This window comes from Novosphingobium sp. EMRT-2, from assembly GCF_005145025.1.
GTDB lineage: Bacteria > Pseudomonadota > Alphaproteobacteria > Sphingomonadales > Sphingomonadaceae > Novosphingobium.
The window spans coordinates 2382985-2400057 of record NZ_CP039695.1 but is presented as its reverse complement, the minus strand read 5'-3'; the positions used below and the strand labels follow the sequence as shown (position 1 = coordinate 2400057).

The following is a 17073-nucleotide window of genomic DNA, read 5'->3' as shown; positions in this document are numbered from 1 at the left end:
TCGGGTTTGCGGCCAACCTAGCGGTCGGCCTCGCGCTTGTCGAAGGGGGATAGGGCGATCAGGGCCGGATTTGGCCCGAACCGCGCACCAGCCACTTGTAGGTGGTCAACCCCTCGAGCGCCACCGGCCCGCGCGCGTGCAGCCGCCCGGTGGCGATGCCGATCTCCGCGCCCAGCCCGAATTCGCCGCCGTCGGCGAACTGGCTGGAAGCGTTGTGCATCACGATCGCGCTGTCCACTTCGGACAGGAAGCGGTCGGCGGCGGCCTGGTCCTCGGTCACGATCGCGTCGGTATGGCCCGAGGAATGGCGCGCGATATGGCCCAGCGCCTCCTCCAGCCCATCGACCACCGCGACCGCCAGGATCGCGTCGAGGTATTCGGTGTCCCAGTCGTTCGCCCCGGCGGGGCCGATGCGCGGATCGATGGCGCGGGCGCGGGCATCGCCGCGCAATTCGCACCCGGCGTCGAGCAGGGGCGCGATCAGCCCGTGCGGATCGGGATAGGTCGCGTCGATCAGCAGCGTTTCCATCGACCCGCACACGCCGGTGCGGCGCAGCTTGGCGTTGAACACGATCGCCGCCGCGCGGGCCGGATCGGCGGCGTGGTCGACGTAAGTGTGGTTGATCCCGTCGAGATGCGCCAGCACCGGCACGCGCGCATCGGCCTGGACGCGCGCGACCAGGCTCTTGCCCCCGCGCGGCACGATCATGTCGATCAGGCCGGCCGCCGTCAGCATCGCGCCCACGGCGGCGCGGTCCTGCGTGGGCAGGAGTTGCACCGCATCGGCGGGCACGCCGGCTTCGGTCAGCCCGGCGACCAGCGCCTGGTGAATCGCGCGGTTGGAATGCACCGCCTCGCTGCCGCCGCGCAGCAGCACGGCGTTGCCCGAGCGCACGCAGAGCGCGGCGGCGTCCGCCGTCACGTTGGGGCGGCTTTCGTAGATGATGCCGATCAGACCGATCGGCACGCGCACGCGCTGCAGCACCATGCCGTTGGGCCGCGTGGCGCTGTCGATCACCTCGCCCACCGGATCGGGCAGGCCGGCGACCTGCTCCACCGCCTCGACCATCGCGGCCAGCCGGCCGGAATCGAGCCGCAGCCGGTCGAGCAGCGCGCCGGACAGGCCATTGGTTTCGGCACTGGCGACATCGCGCGCGTTGGCGGCGAGGATCTCCGGTTCGGCGCGGCGCAGCGCCGCCGCCGCCAGCCGCAGCGCCTGTTCCTTCGCCGGTGCCGGCATCCGCGCCAGAACGCGCTGCGCCACGCGGCCGGCACGGGCGAGCCCTTCGACGAGATCGATCACGGAATCGGCGGAAATCTGGGGCTGGCTGGACATGGGCGCGCCCTACCACGCGCCCGGCCCCCTGTCAGCCCGCATCGAAGTCCTGCGCGTGCCGGATGTCTTGGCGAGTCGCGGCCGCCAGCACGGCGAATCGAAACGATTCGTTGCCGGAATCACACAGTGCCAACGCTTCATCGAAGGACTCGCACGATTCAACCCGGCAAAGGGGGATCGGATTCGACCTGCGCCCTGCGCGCCGGTAATCGGCCGCGTCCTTCCGGCGCATCCGCAGGGACAGCAAAGATAAAGCCAGAGATGCCGCACCGGGGGTCGTCACACGTGTCAGCAACAGCCAGAGACGGGCTAGTCGCCCGGCTGAAGCGCTGGTTTCCCGAACGCGAGTTTTTCATGCGTTCGCAGGGCCAGGTCCGCTTCATCCGGATAACCAGCCGGCTCCAGATGATCGTGGCCGCCGCCATCGCCGCCGCGCTGGGCCTGTGGCTGGCGATGATGGTGACGATGCTGGTCTCGCGCTATCTCGACGCGCGCGACCGTGAACGGCTGCTCCAGCGCGAGGCCGCCGTCGCTTCGGCCGAAACGCGCGTTTCCAAGTACCGCAACGGCCTGGGCGAAGTGGCCGACGACCTGCAGAAGCGGCAGGATTTCATCGAGAAGATGGTCGAAAGCCACGTCGGCGCACTGCCCAACGATCTGCCCAAGGGCACGGTCAGCGACAGCAGCGCCGAAGCCGGCAAGACCGTGAAGAAGATTTCGATGGAACTGCCCGAGGCCGCAGGGCTCGCGCGGATCGAGGCGCGCCAGCTGGCCTTCATCGAAAAGCTCACCCGTTTTGCCGATGCCCGCGCCGCGCGCGCCGAAACCGCGATCCGCCGCGTCGGGCTCAACCCCTCGATGATCATGGCGTCGAACCGCGGCGCGCAGGGCGGCCCGCTGATCCGGCTGGTCACCGGCCCCGGCAACGATGTCGATCCGCGCTTCGCGCGGCTGGGCGCCAGCCTTGAGCGGATGAGCGGCCTGGAAGACGGCCTGGCCCGCATTCCCAACACGCTGCCCGCCAGCCTCGAATACATCTCGAGCGGCTTCGGCTATCGCAGCGATCCCTTCACCGGCGGCGCGGCGTTCCACGCCGGTCTGGATTTCCGCGGACCGGTCGGCGCGCCGATCTATGCCGCCGCCGCCGGCACCGTCAGCTTCGCCGGCATCCGCCAGGGTTATGGCAACTGCGTGGAAGTCAGCCACGGCAACGGGCTGATGACCCGCTACGCCCACATGTCGCGCATCGGCGCGCGCGTGGGGGAAAAGGTTGCGGCCGGCGCCGTCATCGGGCAGATCGGCAGCACCGGCCGTTCCACCGGCCCTCACCTGCATTTCGAAGTGCGGATCAACGACCAGCCGGTCAATCCGCGCCCGTTTCTGGAGGCAAGACAGAATGTTTTCCAGGAAGGCCGCGCCGGCCGGCCGGCCGGCAACCGGAGCTAGCACCATGGCCAGCCGCAACAGCGCGGGCGCGACCTTCTCGATCCTGGGCGCGGACCTCGTCGTCACGGGTGACGTCGTCGCCACGGCGGACCTGCATATCGACGGGCGCGTCAAGGGCGACATCGCCTGCGCCGCGCTGGTGCAGGGCGAGGCGAGCGTGATCGAGGGCGCGGTCAAGGCGCAAAGCGCGCGGCTTTCGGGCACGGTCCACGGCGCGATCGAGGCTGGCGAACTGGTGATCCTGCGCACCGCGCGCATCCACGGCGACGTTAGCTATGACGCGCTGACGATCGAACAGGGCGCGCAGGTCGATGGCCGCTTCGCGCCGCGCGCCGCGCCGGCCGGCGAATCGACGCTCACGCTGGTCAGCTGATCCTGGTTTCCATCCCCGATCATCCCTGCGTCCATGGGGACGCGGGATGATCGAAGACTAGCGTATCAGGCAGCGGTGACGTTGACGCCCATGCTGGTCAGGTAGCGCTTGATGTTGCGCGCGGCCTGGCGCAGCCGCTGTTCGTTCTCGACCATGGCGATGCGCACGAAGCCTTCACCATCCTCGCCATAGCCGACGCCGGGAGCGACCGCGACTTCGGCATGGGTCAGCAACTGCTTCGAGAATTCGAGGCTGCCGAGGTGCTTGAGCGCGGGCGGCAGCGGCGCCCAGGCGAACATCGACGCGCGGGGGCTGGGGATTTCCCATCCGGCGCGGCCGAACGCCTCGACCATCACGTCGCGCCGCTTCTGGTAGAGCTGGCGGTTCTTCTCGACGATATCCTGCGGCCCGTTGAGCGCGGCGCAGGCAGCGGCCTGGATCGGCGTGAACGCGCCGTAATCGAGATAGGACTTCACCCGCTTCAGCGCGGCGATCAGGCGCGCGTTGCCCACGGCGAAACCGACGCGCCAGCCGGCCATCGAGAACGTCTTCGACATCGAGGTGAATTCCACCGCCACGTCCTTGGCGCCGGGCACTTCGAGGATCGAGCGCGTGGGATTGCCGTCGTAATAGAGTTCCGAATAGGCAAGGTCGGACAGGATCCAGACCTTGTTCTCCTTCGCCCACGCCACGAGCCGTTCGTAGAACGCGAGGTCGACCGTCTCCGCCGTCGGATTCGACGGGTAGTTGACGATCAGGATCGAGGGGCGCGGCACCGAATACTTCATCGCCCGGTCGAGCGAATCCCAATAGCGCTCGTCGGGTGTCGTCGGGACCGAACGGATCGTGGCCCCGGCGATGATGAAGCCGAAGGTGTGGATCGGATAGCTGGGGTTGGGCGCGAGCACGACATCGCCCGGCGCGGTGATCGCGGTGGCGAGGCTGGCGAGCCCTTCCTTGGACCCCATCGTCATGACCACTTCCGTTTCCGGATCGAGATCGACGTTGAAGCGGCGGCCGTAATAGTTAGCCTGCGCCTTGCGCACCCCGGGAATGCCCGAAGAGGCCGAATAGCCGTGCGCATCGGGCTTCTGTGCGACTTCGCACAGCTTGTCGATCACGTGGCTGGGCGGCGGCAGATCGGGGTTGCCCATGCCCAGGTCGATGATGTCCCTACCGGCGGCGCGTGCTGCGGCCCGCATGCCGTTGACTTCGGCAATGACGTAAGGCGGCAGGCGCTTCATGCGGTAGAATTCTTCGTCCACGGCAGGGATACTCTTGATGGCGCGGCGGGATTGCCGCTCCCCGGCCCTTACGCCAATCCGGCGCGGGTGGAAACCCAAGTGCCGCCATTGCCGCAGGGTATGGCGGCACAGGGGGCGCGACGGGGGTGGGGCCGAGGCGGCAAGACTGCTACGGATTGATCCGGAGTGGACGATCGCGGAAGGCGCGGGCGGAGCGACAGTCTTCACGGTGGCGGCGGGCGGTGTATAGATCGGTACAAGCGGCAGGGGCAAACCGGCCGGCGTGCGTGGCCGGCTTGGCGCGAAAGCGGGAAGGAATGCGAATGGAGCAGGACAAAACCACCGACGCCGCCGTGATCGAGGACCTGTTCCGCCAGCAGGGAGAGGCGATGCAGGCGCTGTTCGCGCCGTTCCTGCCCACCGCCGACGCCCACGTTCCCGATCCGATGGACCTTCAGCACTGGGCGATGTCTGCCGCCAAGCTCCAGAAGATGTGGCTGGATTTCGGCGTGGAACAGGTGGGGCAGAGCGAATCGATTCTGGCCCGCGCCAGCGGCGCGGAAGGCTTGCAGGCGAAGTGGAACAAGTGGCTGTCCGAAATCGCCGGCGCCCTGCCGTTGGCCAATCCCGATACCCGGGCGAAGCTGTGGGAAGACAGCGTCACGCTGTGGAGCGCGATCCTTGAGCAGTACGGCAGCGGGCTTCAGCCCCGCAAGAGCGGGGCGCCGGACCTGCCCCGCAAGGATCGCCGTTTTGCCGATCCGCGCTGGCGCGAGCAGCCGGTCTTCGCACTGATCCACCAGACCTATCTGCTGCTGGCCGAACGGATCAACGCGATGGCGAACGATCTGTCCGGAGTTTCCCCCGAACGCCACGAACAGATCCGGTTCCTGACCAAGGTGGTCACCGATGCGCTTTCGCCGGCCAATTTCCCGCTGACCAACCCGATGGTGATCGAACGGACGCTGGAAACGCGTGGCGAGAATCTGGTCAAGGGCGTGGAGCATCTGCTGACCGACCTGCGCAAGGGCCAGTTGACCCATACCGACCCTGACGCGTTCGAGCTGGGGCGCAACCTGGCGACGACGCCGGGCAAGGTCGTGCACGAAACCCCGCTGTTCCAGCTGATCCAGTACACGCCGACCACCGAGACCGTGCTGGCGGTGCCGCTGGTGATCTTTCCGCCGTGGATCAACCGGTTCTACATCCTCGATCTCAACCCGCAGAAAAGCTTTATCCGCTGGGCGGTGGAACAGGGTCTGTCGGTGTTCATCGTCTCGTGGAAATCGGCCGACGCCGCGATGGCCGAGGTGCTGTGGGGCGACTATATCCGCGCGCAGGTGGAAGCGATCGACGTGGTGCGCGCGCGGCTGAAGGTGCCGGCGGTCCACGCCATCGGCTATTGCGTGGCGGGGACGACGCTGGCGGCGACGCTGGCGTTCTTGGCCCGGCGCGGCGAGGCGGACAAAGTGGCGTCGGCCACGTTCTTCACCGCCCAGGTCGATTTCGAGAAGGCCGGCGACCTCAAGAACTTCATCGACGACCAGCAGCTCCAGTTGCTCGAAAGCCTAGCGACCGACGGCTTCCTCGACGGGCGCTACATGGCCGCGACGTTCAACATGCTGCGTGGGCGGGACCTGATCTGGAGCTACGTCGTCAACAACTACCTGCTGGGCGAGGAATACCCGGCGTTCGACCTGCTGCACTGGAACGGCGACACCACCAACCTGCCGTTCAAGTGGCAGAAGGCCTACCTGACCGAACTCTACCGCGACAACCGGCTGGTCGTGCCGGATTCGCTGGTCATCGACGGCACGCCGCTCGACCTGCACCGCATCGCCACCCCGCTCTACATCCAGGCCGGGCGCGAGGATCATATCGCACCCGCGGAAAGCGTATGGAAGCTGACGCGGCACGTGGCCGGTCCGTGGAAATTCGTGCTGGCCGGATCGGGACACATCGCCGGCGTGGTCAATCCACCGTCCTCGGGCAAGTACCAGTACTGGCTCAACGATGGCACGCCGGCGACGCTGGAGGAATTCATCGCCGGAGCGCGCGAAACCAAGGGCAGCTGGTGGCCCGACTGGATTTCGTGGATCGTCGCCCAAGACGATGCGCGCGTTCCCGCCAGGGGCCGGCGGGTGCCCGGCGGGCGTGGCGACAAGGTGTTTGGCGACGCGCCCGGCAGTTATGTGAAGAGCCGTTGACCGGGCGGAAGCGCCCCATCCATTGCTTCCATTCCGGATATTGTGCACTGCACAAAAATTCTTGACTTCGCGCGTGCGATGCCTATTTGTGCATTGCAGCAAAGCAGTCGGTGCCCCGTGCCCCGGCTTTTTTGCGCATAGCAGGAGTCGCCTCGGTCATGACCGACGAAGTGAAGGACAGCACTGTTACCACCCCTGCCGAAACGGTTTCCGTTCCGGTGGAAACGCCCGTCGTTGAAGACGGGAAGGCAACGGCCGTTCCCGAAGCGCCGGTGGCAGAGACGACCGTGGTGACCGAATCCGTTCCCGCCAAGAGGAAGGCCGGTCGCCCACGCAAGGATGCGGCAAAGGCAGCGCCTGTCGCGGCGCCGAAGGCGGAAAAGCCCGCCCCGGCAGCCCCGGCACCGGTCCAGAAGGCCAAACTGGCCCCGAAGACCACCAAAGCGCCAGAGGCTTCGGTTTCGCCGAAGCCGGTAGCGGCTGCCAAGCCTGTAAAAGCCAAGCCGGTGAAGTCCCCGGCGATCAAGACGCCCGTCGCAAAGGCACCGGTCGTCAAGGCAACCAGGCCTGTCACTGTCAAGACCGCCACCGCCAAGCCCGCCGCCATCAAACCGGTTGCGGCAAAGTCCGCGCCGATACGGACCAGCGTGAAACCCGCCGCCGCCGCCGCGCCGGCCCCCAGGAAGGAACTTTTCATCATGGCTACCACCACCGAATTCACCGACAAGCTGCAGACCACGTTCAAGGACGCCGCCGAGAAGGCCAAGGCTGCTTTCGAAAAGAGCCAGGGCGCGTTCGGCGAAGCCGGCGAGTTCGCCAAGGGCAACGTCGAAGCGCTGGTCGAATCGGGCAAGATTCTCGCTTCGGGCCTGCAGGAACTCGGCAAGGGCTACGTCAGCGAAGGCAAGGCTTCGTTCGAAACGATGTCGGCCGACATCAAGGACCTCGCTTCGGCCAAGTCGCCCACCGAGTTCTTCGAAAAGCAGAGCGCGCTGCTGCGCAAGCAGTTCGACGCGGTCGTCGCCACCAGCTCGAAGAACAGCGAAGCGTTCCTCAAGCTCGCCAACGAAGCGTTCCAGCCGATCTCGACCCGCGTTTCGCTCGCGGTCGAAAAGGTGAAGAAGGCTGCCTGATTTCGGATTCGCGGCGTGTGCTTGCGCGCGCCGCACCGAATTCTCCCGTGACGGACCGGACCGAGCGATCGGCCGGTCCGTTCGCGTTTTCAGCCGGTCGCGCCATTTACCCCCCGGCAACCTCTTTCGCGCATGAGCGGGGGTGCCCCCCTTGTCGCCGGGGCATCGCGATGCGATATTCGGACTGCAATGGCCTTTGACCCCGTCTCGATTTCCGGAAGCCGGCCCGGCTCGGCCGCAGTCCCTTGCGGCGGCGCGCCCGCCTTTGCCATGTCGCACCACAATCTGATCGTACGTGACGGCCCCGGTGACGACGGCAACGGCGATCACGGCACCGATGGCGATGATCTGGTTGGCATCGCCACCAAAACCCGCGCGCGTCCCAAGAAGCCCAGCATGTTCAAGGTGCTGATGCTCAACGACGATTACACGCCGATGGAATTCGTGGTGATGGTGCTCAAGCGCTTCTTCCACATGGATCTGGAACAGGCGACGCGGGTCATGCTGCACGTTCACCAGAAGGGCGTGGGCGTGTGCGGCGTCTACCCTTACGAAATCGCTGAGACCAAGGTGAACCAGGTGATGGATTTCGCCCGGCAGAACCAGCACCCGCTGCAATGCACGCTGGAAAAAGCCTGACCCGCGACGGGTAGTCCTCTCAGTACCGCTTGAGCATCGCGTGCGCCAGCGCGCGGAGCAAAGCAGCCAGCCAGGCCATCGCCTGCGAGCGCGCGGCGCGGCAATCGGCGACGGCCCCGCCGGGCAGAGTCACTTGCGCGCTGTGCAGGCCATCGGCCCGGCGCCCGCCGGAATAGACCGCGTCGGACGGCATGATCGCCATCGCCGCGCTTTCATACGCCCCGGAATCCGCCAGCAGGCTGACCCACAGCATCACCGGATCGGCGCTGGCCAGCCCCGGAGCCGCCTTTCCCGGGGCAAGACCCCCTCCCGGAGCAAGGCCCCCTCCTGGAGTAAGGCCCCCTCCTGGAGCAAGGCCAACGTCGGCGAGCAGGCGCAGCACCTGTTCGAACCCGATATGCTGTTCATCGGGATGCAGTTGTTCGCACTGCCGCGCCAGAAGGTGCAGATCGTCCGGCTGCGCGCAATTGCGCGCCAGTTGCCGCTTCCACCATGCGGCTCCAGTTGCCTGCTGGTTCACAACGTTCCATCCCCCGCGATCATGGCCCTGTCCGCTGCCAGCCCCTCGCATCGGCGCAACCGCGCCATCAGGCATTGCGCTGGCGCAACGAAGCCGGATCGGATGCAGAAGAAGCCAGGCGCCGCTTCCGGCTTCGGTCCATGCGGGCGTGTTTATTCCGCCGCCGCTGCGTTCTGACAACCGCCTTGTTACGTTTTTCCCAAAGCGTAACACCGCGATTGGCACTTTCGCGCGCACGGTTTCCCCGCTAGTCGGGGCGATGCGGGACGCTGGACCCGCCGGATTTTGCACGACGAAGATCGCCCCAGACGTGAAATTTCTCACCGCCACAGACCGTTACATTGCCCGGCTCGTGATCGTGCCGATGCTGTCGGTGTTCGCGATCGCGGCGTCGCTGCTTGTGCTCGACAAGATGCTGAAGCTGTTCGATTTCGTGGCGACGGAAGGCGGGCCGGTCAGCGTCGTGTTCAAGATGCTGGCCAACCTCCTGCCAGAATACGCCAGTCTGGCGATTCCCCTGGGCCTGATGCTGGGCATCCTGTTCGCCTTCCGCAAGCTGGCGACCAGTTCCGAACTCGACGTGATGCGCGCGGTGGGGCTGTCCTACACGCGGCTGCTGCGCGTGCCCTATATCTTCGCGATCGTGCTGGCGGCCGTGAACCTGCTGATCGTCGGCTATCTCCAGCCGCTTTCGCGCTATTACTACGAACAGCTCCAGTTCGAGCTGCGCTCGGGCGCGCTCGGCGCCTCGATCAAGGTCGGGGAATTCAACTCGCTGCAGGACAAGACCGCGCTGCGCGTGGACTCAAGCCGCGACGAGGGGCGCGACCTGCGTGGCATCTTCGCCCGGATCGTGACCGAAAAAGGGCAGACGCTGGTGGTTTCGGCGCGAGAGGGCCGCTTCTTCGCCAACCGCGAGAACCCGGACACGGTGATCCTGCGCCTGACCGACGGCCAGATCGTGCAGGAAGGCAAGGGCATCAATTCGCCACGCGTGCTCTCGTTCGCCAGCCACGACCTGCCGATCGACCTGCCGAAGATCGAGCAGTTCCGCCAGCGCGGCAACGAGGACCGGGAATACTTCCTGCCCGAACTGCTCAAGATCGGCTGGAACGACAAATATTCCGAGCAGATGCGCAACGAGAGCCGGGCCAGCCTGAATTACCGCCTGGTGGAAGTGGTGATGATGGTCCTGCTGCCGCTGCTGGCGGTGGCGCTGGCGGTGCCGCCCAAGCGATCGACCTCCTCGCTCGGCGTGTTCCTGTCGATTGTCATGGTCGTGGCCTATCACAAGGTGAACCAGTACGGGCAGGATGTCGCCAGCCTGGGTCGGATCGATCCGACGCTGGCGCTGTGGGGGCCGTTCCTGCTGTTCGCCGCGCTGATCGTGTGGATGTACTGGCGGCTGGCCTACGTGCCGGGCGGTCAGCCGATCGGCGCGCTGGAGCGCGGCTTCGCCAAGCTGGCCGGCGCGGTGGGCAAGCTGTTCGCGCAGCGCCACGAACGCGCCACGCCGGCGGCGAGCGAGGCGGAGACGACCGGTGCAGTTTGAGTTCTTTCCGTCGCGGACGATGACGCTCTACATCGCCAAGATGTTCGCGGTGCGGATCGTGGCGGTGCTGCTGATGCTGGTCATGGTCCTGCAGATGCTGGACCTGCTCAGCGAAAGCGGATCGATCCTGGCCGCGCCCGGCAACGGGCAGGCCCAGCTGCTGACCTACGTGAGCCTGCGCTTCCCGCAGCTGGTCAGCCGCTTCCTGCCCTATTCCGTGCTGCTCGCCACGATCATCACGCTGATGACGCTGAACCAGAACAGCGAGGTCATCGCGATGAAGGCGTCCGGCCTTTCCGCCCATCAGGTGCTGGCGCCGCTGTTTCTGGTGGCGGCCGTGACCTCGCTGGTGACCTTCGCGTTCAACGAACGGGTCGTAGCGCGCTCCACCGCCACGCTGAAGGCGTGGGAAGCGGCGGACTATGGCCCGATTCCGATCGATAGCGGGGTCAAGACGAACGTGTGGCTGCAGGACGGGCAAAACATCCTGTTCGCGCGTTCCGTTGCCGGCGAAGGCGCCGCGATCCGCATGAGCGACGTGAGCTGGTTTCGCCGCGATCCCACCGGCATGGTAACCGAGATCGTGACCGCGCCTTCGGCCAGCTACGCCAGGCCGGGGTGGCGGTTCGACCGCCCGGTGGCGTTCGACGTGCAGAGCGCGCGGCAGACCGACCTGCCGGGGCCGCAGGTCTATGCCCAGGGCGTCGAGCCGGTGCAGGTGGTCATCAAGAACGTCGATGCCGATGGCGAATCGGTCACGCACCTCTCGCGCTCGATCGAGGCGATCCGCGCGGCCGGGTTCCGCACGGGCGAGATCGACGGCAAGTGGTGGCACAAGTTCAGCGGGCCGCTTTCGGCACTGCTGATGCCATTGCTGGGCGCCACGGCCGCGTTCGGCCTGGCCCGGTCGGGCCACCTGTTCATCCGCGCGATCGGCGGCATGGCGCTGGGCTTCGCCTATTTCGTGGTGGACAATGCCGCGCTCGCCATGGGCAACTTCGGCGGATACCCGCCGCTGCTCGCGGCCTGGGCGCCGTTCTTCCTGTTCCTGCTGATCGGCGAAACCGTGCTGGTGCGAACCGAAGAGTAGCGCCGGGGAAGCGGGCGCGAACGGTTCGCGCCCTTTCCGACGTATCAGCGCGCGCCCATCGTGCTGCGTGCCAGCCGGCCGACCAGCGGCAGCAGCCCCGGATAGTTGGCCTGCTCGTAGGTCGATCCCCCGCCCAGATGCGCACGCAGCCGCCGGTGCGCTTCGCCCAGCGAATGGTAGGGCATGCTGGGCAGCAGGTGATGCAGCGCGTGATAGCGCAGGCCCACCGGCGCCCACAGCGGCGCGAGCAGCGCCGGCGGCGGCACGTTGACCGAATCGAGATACTGCCCCGTCACGGTCATGGCATCGCCCTCGTTCTCCCACAGATGGGCGACGAGCGTGCGGATCTGGTTGAGCACCGCCGTGGCGGAAATCACCGCCAGGCCGATCGCCAGCGGCCGCCAGCCGTGCGTGGCCGACCAACCGAGCAGGAAGATCGCCCAGGCGGACGCGCCCAGTTCCTGCCAGAACACCATCCGCGCGAAATCGCCTTCGGGCGGGCGGCGGCGGAACGCGGGGTTGATCGCCAGCGCCGAGGCGCGTTCCCACACCAGCGTCCGCAACGGCGGGATGACCACGCCCAGCGGCACCAGAATGCCCGAACGGATCAGCAGCGCCAGCGGCAGCAGGATCGCCGAGATCAGGAACACCGGCAGCGACCACGGCTTCATCAGCGCCAGCGGCAAGTATTCCGGATCTTCCGCCGTGCCATAGCGCGTGCGGGCGTGGTGCAGGGTGTGCACGCCTTCGTACATGAACGAGGGCGTCAGCATCGGGATGCCGACCAGCAGGTTCCACGCCAGGCGGAAGCCCGGCAGCGCATTCTTGTGGATGTGCGTCAGTTCGTGGATGAACAGCAGCGCGCGGTAGAGCGCCAGCGCGGCGAGCGCGCCGCAGGCGAGCGCGGCCCAAGGGCTGGCCACCAGGATCGCACCCGCCAGCGCGGCATAGCCCAGCGCGGCCGAAGCCAGCATGTCCGGCCAGTAGATGCCGGGCCGGGCCGTCGCGATATCGCGCGTGAGGTCCACGGCGGCGCGCAGCATGTCCTTGTCGTCAGGCGTGCCGGCCAGGCTCCGCGCACTGGCGACGCCGGACGGCGCGGCTGCCGGGTTTTCGAGAATGTCGGAAACAATCATGTCTTTATTCCACAGTGACCCTGGCCGGCCTGGGAACCGGTTCCTGATTCGATGCCGGGCTCTCACGCTCCGTCCGGCTTGACAAGTTGCCGGGACCAACCGCAGGTCGCCGGTGACGACCCTCTAATCGCAAACAAAGGCAAGATCGTGGCTCACGGCGAAGTAGTCATCACTCCCGTTTCCGGCAAGGCGGAGCGCGAGGCTTTCGTGGACCTTGCCTATCGGATCAACGCCGACGACCCGAACTGGGTGCCGCCGCTGCGGATGGAAGCGCTGGAACTGGTCGATCCAGCGAAGAATCCGTTCTTCGGCCATGCCGATGTCCAGTTCTTCCTCGCGCGGCGTGGCGATCGCATCGTCGGCCGCATCTCGGCGCACCTCGATCATCTGGCGCTGGCGATGGACCCGCAGCAGGGCATGGGGCCGGGCGTGGGCAACTGGGGGCTGCTCGAGGCGGAGGACGGCGACGTCGCCCGCGCGCTGATCGCCACCGCAGAAGACTGGCTGCGCGGCAAGGGCATGACGCGCGTGCTCGCGCCGCTGTCGATGTCGGTGTGGGAGGAGCCGGGCCAGCTCACGCGTGGGCACGATCATCCACCCACGGTGATGATGGGGCACCAGCCCAAGCGCTACCAGACCTATATCGAGGCGCAGGGCTATACCCCGGCCAAGACGCTCAAGACCTATGAGCTGGACATTTCGAAGCCGTTTCCGCCGCTGATCCAGCGCATCGTCCAGTCAGGCGAGAAGAATCCGAAGATCCGCATCCGCAATGTCGACAAGAGCAAGTTCGATGCTGAGGCAGCGCTGATTCTCGACATCCTCAACGATGCCTGGTCCGACAATTGGGGGTTCGTGCCCTTCACCGACCGCGAAATCGCCTACGCCGGCAAGAAGTTCAAGCCGATCGTGCGCGAGGATCTGATCATGGTCGCCGAATACGAGGGCGAACCGGTCGCGTTCATGATGACGCTGCCCGATCTCAACGAAGTGCTCCGGCCGATGAAGGGCAAGCTGTTCCCGTTCAACTGGATCAAGCTGCTGCTGTGGCTGCGCAAGCCCAAGGTGCGCACGATGCGCGTGCCGCTGATGGGCGTGCGCAAACGGCTGCAGGCCTCGCGCCTCGCCAGCCAGCTCGCCTTCATGATGATCGAGTACATCCGGCGCAATTCGGTGGCCAACTATGGCGCAAGCCGCGGCGAGATCGGCTGGATCCTGGACGACAACCAGGGAATGATCGCCATTGCCGACGCGATCGACAGCCATGTGAACAAGGAATACGAAATCTACCAGAAGGCGCTGTAAGCGCCGCCCGCCTCCCGGTTGTTGTCCGGCCGGATGTTTTTCGGCCCCGTTCTTCCGATCCGGGACCGGCGCTGACAATGTCATCAAGGAAAAAGGCTCTCGCCGGGGGTACCGGCGAGAGCCTTCAGGGATCGTGTCACGGCCGCTTGGACGGGAGGGGGGTCTCGGCAGTGACATAACATAAATGCGCTACACGGCGGCGGGTTCCCGGCCATGGAAAAATATTTCCGACTGTTTTGATCCATAATAGTCCGCGCCAAGAAACCATGTTCGATGCCGGCGGGAACCAGATGCGAGGCACGCGCGTTTAGGGGCGATATCCGATCGATCGGGAAAGGATTTGCATGTCATTGGGTGCCAAGGTCGCCACCAATCTTCCCTATTTGCGCCGGTACGCGCGCGCGCTGACGGGCAGCCAGTCCACCGGCGACGCCTTCGTGCGCGCCACGCTGGAAGCGGCGCTGGCCGATGGCGAACTGCGCGCGCTGATCGGCGAAGGCCGGCCGCAGCTGTACCATGCGTTTCACCGCGTGTGGTCGAGCGGTTTCGTGGATACCGGCGATCGCGCCGGTGCCGGCGTAGCCGGGCTGCATGAAGCGGCCGTGCAGGAACGCCTTTCGGCCATCACGCCCTTGAACCGCCAGGCCTTGCTGCTGACGACGCTGGAGGATTTCTCCACGCCGGAAGCCGCCATGATCATGGGTGTCGACGAAGCCGCGATCGAGGATTTCGTGCGCGAAGCCGTGGCCGAGATCGATCTGGAATCGGCCACGTCGGTCCTGATCATCGAGGATGAGCCGCTGATCTCCATGCAGCTTGAAGACCTGGTGCGGTCGCTGGGGCACGACGTCTGCGGCATGGCGGCCACGCGCACGCAGGCGCGCGCGATCGTGGCGGACCACACGCCGGGCCTGGTCCTGGCCGATATCCAGCTGGCCGACGGCAGTTCGGGGCTGGACGCGGTGGATGACATCCTCGCCATCGCCGACGTGCCGGTGATCTTCATTACCGCCTATCCCGAACGTCTGCTGACGGGGGATCGGCCCGAGCCGACCTACCTGGTGACCAAGCCGTTCCAGGAAGCGACGGTGCGCGCGGCGATCAGCCAGGCGCTGTTCTTCGGATCAAGCCAACCGCTGGCCTGAGGCCGCGCAAGAGCGATGGAGGCCCGTTTCCGCAAGGAGGCGGGCCTGCCTTGTAGCGGGCGCCTGCAATCGGTCCTGGCCCTAGGCCTTGCTCTCGCGGATCGCGAAATCGCCGCGACGGCGCACCGGCACGGTCAGCGTGCAGGACACCCCCTCCGGATCGAAGCGCAGATCGACCGGATTGCGCAGTTCGTGCGCGACGATCTTCTCGATCAGATCGGTGCCGAAGCCGCGTTCGCGGCGCCCGGACACCGAAACCGCCGGGCCGCCGCGCTCCTGCCATTCGATCCGGGCCAGATTGTCCGCGACCATCGCCCAGCGCACCGACACCTGCCCATCCTCCACGCTTAGCGCACCATACTTGGCGGCATTGGTCGCCAGTTCGTGAATGGCAAGGCCGAGCGAAAGCGCGTCGTTCGGGGCAAGATCCACGTCCGGCCCGCCCAGAACAAGGTGGCGTTCCGCATCCTGCGCGTAAGGCGCCATTTCGGCCTTCACGATCGCGCGGATCGGCGTTGCGCCCCATTCGGACTGGGTGAGCAGGTCGTGCGTGGCGGACAGCGCGCGAATGCGTCCCTCAAGGCTGTCCGCGAAGCTGTCGAGGCTGGTCGCGCGCCGGCGTGTCAGCGCGATGATCGACAGCACGTTGGCCAGCGTGTTCTTGACCCGGTGGTTCAGTTCGCGCGTCAGCGAGTTGCGGATCGAGGCCTGCTGCTCGAACCAGGCCAGCGCCTCGCGGTCTTCGGAAGCCTGATGCGTCAGCACGCGCGCGAGGACCAGCAGCAGGGTGGCCACCAGCAACCCGAACAGCAAGGTCATTACCGACATGCCGCTGAGCATGGCCGAAGCCGGCGCTTCCACTTCCAGCACCCAGCGCCGGCCGGCGAGATCGATCGCGCGGCGGGCGACAAGGCCCGAGCGGCTGGCCAGCGGCACTTCCGCCAGCAGGTTGGCCGGGGCGACCGCCTGATCGTAGAGGCGAATGCCCGCCGGTTCCATGCTGACCGTGTCGATCGAGGCTTCCAGGAACTGGCGGGCGTTGAACGGACTATAGACGAACCCGCGCAGGTTCTGTTCAATCCGCGTTCCGCCCAGGCCATAGACCGGCATGTAGATGAGAAATCCGGGAGAACCGCCGCCGGGGCCTTCCTGTTGCAGCACGACCTTGCCCGTCGCGGTGGGGCGGCCCAGGCGTTCCGCGGTCTGCATCGCGCTGCGACGGACGGGCTCGGAATGCATGTCGAAGCCGATCGCGCGGCGGTTCCGCTCGCTGTCCGGCTGGAGATACATGATCGGCACCACGAAGCGTGCGCTTGCCGCCGGACGGGGACGGATGGCAAAGGCGGGATCACCGTTGCGGCGGATCACATCCTCCACCGTGGGAATATCCTGCCGGTTCACTTTCATGGCCCAGCCGATGCCGTCGGAACCGGCATAGGTGCCGTTGAGATGCAACTGGCCAATGAACGTCTGGAACAGCGGCGCTTCGACCACGCGCTGCGTCGCGAACAGCGCGGCGCCCGACCGCAGATAGGCGGAACTGGCATTGGCGCGCCGTTCGAGGCCGGACGCCACGGACTGCGCGATCTGGCCGAGTTGCGCGGTTTCACGCTGCCGTTCGGCGCGCTCGATCGCATAGACGCTGACGCCGGTGATCGCCATCGTCAGCACGAAAATCCCCACCGGCACGGCCCGGGGAAACCGGGCATACCAGCGTGACTTCATGGTCCTGCGCGACAGGCGTGTCTCCACCCGCTTGTTATCCTTGCTTGCGGCTGATCACCGTCGATGATCGTGCCAGACTACCATGCCAAACGTTTATGGCCGGCGCACGGGTCCATGTCTTGCCCGATCGGGCGTTCCCGGCAATTTCGGGGGAACTTCCCGCCGCCGGTTTCGTTCCACAATCAAACGTCCCGTCATGATCGCTGGCTTGCCGGCTCCGTG

The 17073-nt window shown here is 66.4% G+C and carries 15 protein-coding genes; 9 read left to right on the top strand and 6 right to left on the bottom strand.

Features of this window, described 5'->3' with window-relative positions; genetic code table 11:
• Positions 1-58: 58 nt before the first annotated feature.
• Positions 59-1336, bottom strand: coding sequence for a glutamate-5-semialdehyde dehydrogenase (locus FA702_RS11815; RefSeq protein WP_136956304.1), 1278 nt, complete (start codon positions 1334-1336; stop codon positions 59-61).
• A 285-nt stretch (positions 1337-1621) separates the two neighbouring features.
• Here FA702_RS11815 and FA702_RS11810 point away from each other — a divergent pair, with 285 nt between their 5' ends.
• A complete protein-coding gene (locus FA702_RS11810) occupies positions 1622-2782 on the top strand; it encodes a peptidoglycan DD-metalloendopeptidase family protein (protein WP_370385466.1) in 1161 nt (386 codons plus the stop codon).
• A 4-nt stretch (positions 2783-2786) separates the two neighbouring features.
• Positions 2787-3155 carry a polymer-forming cytoskeletal protein gene (locus FA702_RS11805; protein WP_136956303.1) on the top strand — a complete coding sequence of 123 codons (369 nt, stop codon included), beginning with the start codon at positions 2787-2789 and terminating at the stop codon, positions 3153-3155.
• Between the two features lie 65 nt (positions 3156-3220).
• Here FA702_RS11805 and FA702_RS11800 read toward each other — a convergent pair whose 3' ends face one another.
• Positions 3221-4420, bottom strand: coding sequence for an LL-diaminopimelate aminotransferase (locus tag FA702_RS11800; RefSeq protein WP_136956302.1), 1200 nt, complete (start codon positions 4418-4420; stop codon positions 3221-3223).
• Between the two features lie 302 nt (positions 4421-4722).
• On the opposite strand from FA702_RS11800, the gene FA702_RS11795 reads away from it, so the two are divergent.
• Complete coding sequence (locus tag FA702_RS11795) at positions 4723-6606, top strand: alpha/beta hydrolase (protein ID WP_255504551.1); 1884 nt, start codon at positions 4723-4725, stop codon at positions 6604-6606.
• Between the two features lie 82 nt (positions 6607-6688).
• Here FA702_RS11795 and FA702_RS23195 read toward each other — a convergent pair whose 3' ends face one another.
• A complete protein-coding gene (locus FA702_RS23195; protein WP_255504550.1) occupies positions 6689-7306 on the bottom strand; it encodes a hypothetical protein in 618 nt (205 codons plus the stop codon).
• Between FA702_RS23195 and FA702_RS23190 the strand changes: the two genes are divergently transcribed.
• Together FA702_RS23190 and clpS are read left to right on the top strand one after the other, a co-directional pair.
• Positions 7305-7739 (top strand): phasin family protein, encoded by a 435-nt coding sequence (locus FA702_RS23190; RefSeq protein ID WP_255504549.1) that lies wholly within the window; start codon positions 7305-7307, stop codon positions 7737-7739. The two genes, FA702_RS23195 and FA702_RS23190, sit on opposite strands and share 2 nt — an antisense overlap.
• Before the next feature lie 270 nt (positions 7740-8009).
• Positions 8010-8378 (top strand): ATP-dependent Clp protease adapter ClpS, encoded by a 369-nt coding sequence (gene clpS, locus FA702_RS11785; RefSeq protein ID WP_255504808.1) that lies wholly within the window; start codon positions 8010-8012, stop codon positions 8376-8378.
• Positions 8379-8397: 19 nt separating this feature from the next.
• Here the strand turns inward: clpS and FA702_RS11780 are convergent, their stop codons facing one another.
• Positions 8398-8898: a hypothetical protein gene (locus FA702_RS11780; RefSeq protein ID WP_136956299.1), complete on the bottom strand. Its 501-nt coding sequence runs from the start codon at positions 8896-8898 to the stop codon at positions 8398-8400.
• A 310-nt stretch (positions 8899-9208) separates the two neighbouring features.
• Here FA702_RS11780 and lptF point away from each other — a divergent pair, with 310 nt between their 5' ends.
• Both lptF and lptG read left to right on the top strand, forming a co-directional pair.
• The gene (gene lptF / locus FA702_RS11775) at positions 9209-10450 is read left to right on the top strand and encodes an LPS export ABC transporter permease LptF (protein ID WP_136956298.1); all 1242 of its coding nucleotides are present in this window, start codon (positions 9209-9211) and stop codon (positions 10448-10450) included.
• Entirely contained in the window at positions 10440-11540 is a 1101-nt protein-coding gene (gene lptG, locus FA702_RS11770; protein ID WP_136956297.1) for an LPS export ABC transporter permease LptG, read from the top strand. The genes lptF and lptG overlap by 11 nt, the downstream gene beginning before the upstream one ends.
• A gap of 44 nt (positions 11541-11584) precedes the next feature.
• Here lptG and FA702_RS11765 read toward each other — a convergent pair whose 3' ends face one another.
• Complete coding sequence (locus FA702_RS11765; RefSeq protein WP_136956296.1) at positions 11585-12676, bottom strand: fatty acid desaturase; 1092 nt, start codon at positions 12674-12676, stop codon at positions 11585-11587.
• 147 nt (positions 12677-12823) lie between these two features.
• Here FA702_RS11765 and FA702_RS11760 point away from each other — a divergent pair, with 147 nt between their 5' ends.
• Positions 12824-13981, top strand: coding sequence for an N-acetyltransferase (locus FA702_RS11760; protein WP_136956295.1), 1158 nt, complete (start codon positions 12824-12826; stop codon positions 13979-13981).
• Positions 13982-14325: 344 nt separating this feature from the next.
• Positions 14326-15126 carry a response regulator gene (locus FA702_RS11755; protein WP_136956294.1) on the top strand — a complete coding sequence of 267 codons (801 nt, stop codon included), beginning with the start codon at positions 14326-14328 and terminating at the stop codon, positions 15124-15126.
• Positions 15127-15207: 81 nt separating this feature from the next.
• On the opposite strand, the gene FA702_RS11750 is transcribed toward FA702_RS11755, so the two are convergent.
• Complete coding sequence (locus FA702_RS11750) at positions 15208-16851, bottom strand: CHASE domain-containing protein (protein WP_168196057.1); 1644 nt, start codon at positions 16849-16851, stop codon at positions 15208-15210.
• Between the last annotated feature and the right edge of the window lie 222 nt (positions 16852-17073).

Bases quoted from the DNA above. Each gene is read 5' to 3' on its own strand.
- FA702_RS11815 (WP_136956304.1), bottom strand. From the start codon at position 1,336: ATGTCCAGCCAGCCCCAGATTTCCGCCGATTCCGTGATCGATCTCGTC.
- FA702_RS11805 (WP_136956303.1), top strand. From the start codon at position 2,787: ATGGCCAGCCGCAACAGCGCGGGCGCGACCTTCTCGATCCTGGGCGCG.
- FA702_RS11795 (WP_255504551.1), top strand. From the start codon at position 4,723: ATGGAGCAGGACAAAACCACCGACGCCGCCGTGATCGAGGACCTGTTC.
- FA702_RS23190 (WP_255504549.1), top strand. From the start codon at position 7,305: ATGGCTACCACCACCGAATTCACCGACAAGCTGCAGACCACGTTCAAG.
- FA702_RS23195 (WP_255504550.1), bottom strand. From the start codon at position 7,306: ATGATGAAAAGTTCCTTCCTGGGGGCCGGCGCGGCGGCGGCGGCGGGT.
- clpS (WP_255504808.1), top strand. From the start codon at position 8,010: ATGTCGCACCACAATCTGATCGTACGTGACGGCCCCGGTGACGACGGC.
- FA702_RS11765 (WP_136956296.1), bottom strand. From the start codon at position 12,676: ATGATTGTTTCCGACATTCTCGAAAACCCGGCAGCCGCGCCGTCCGGC.
- FA702_RS11755 (WP_136956294.1), top strand. From the start codon at position 14,326: ATGTCATTGGGTGCCAAGGTCGCCACCAATCTTCCCTATTTGCGCCGG.
- FA702_RS11750 (WP_168196057.1), bottom strand. From the start codon at position 16,851: ATGAAGTCACGCTGGTATGCCCGGTTTCCCCGGGCCGTGCCGGTGGGG.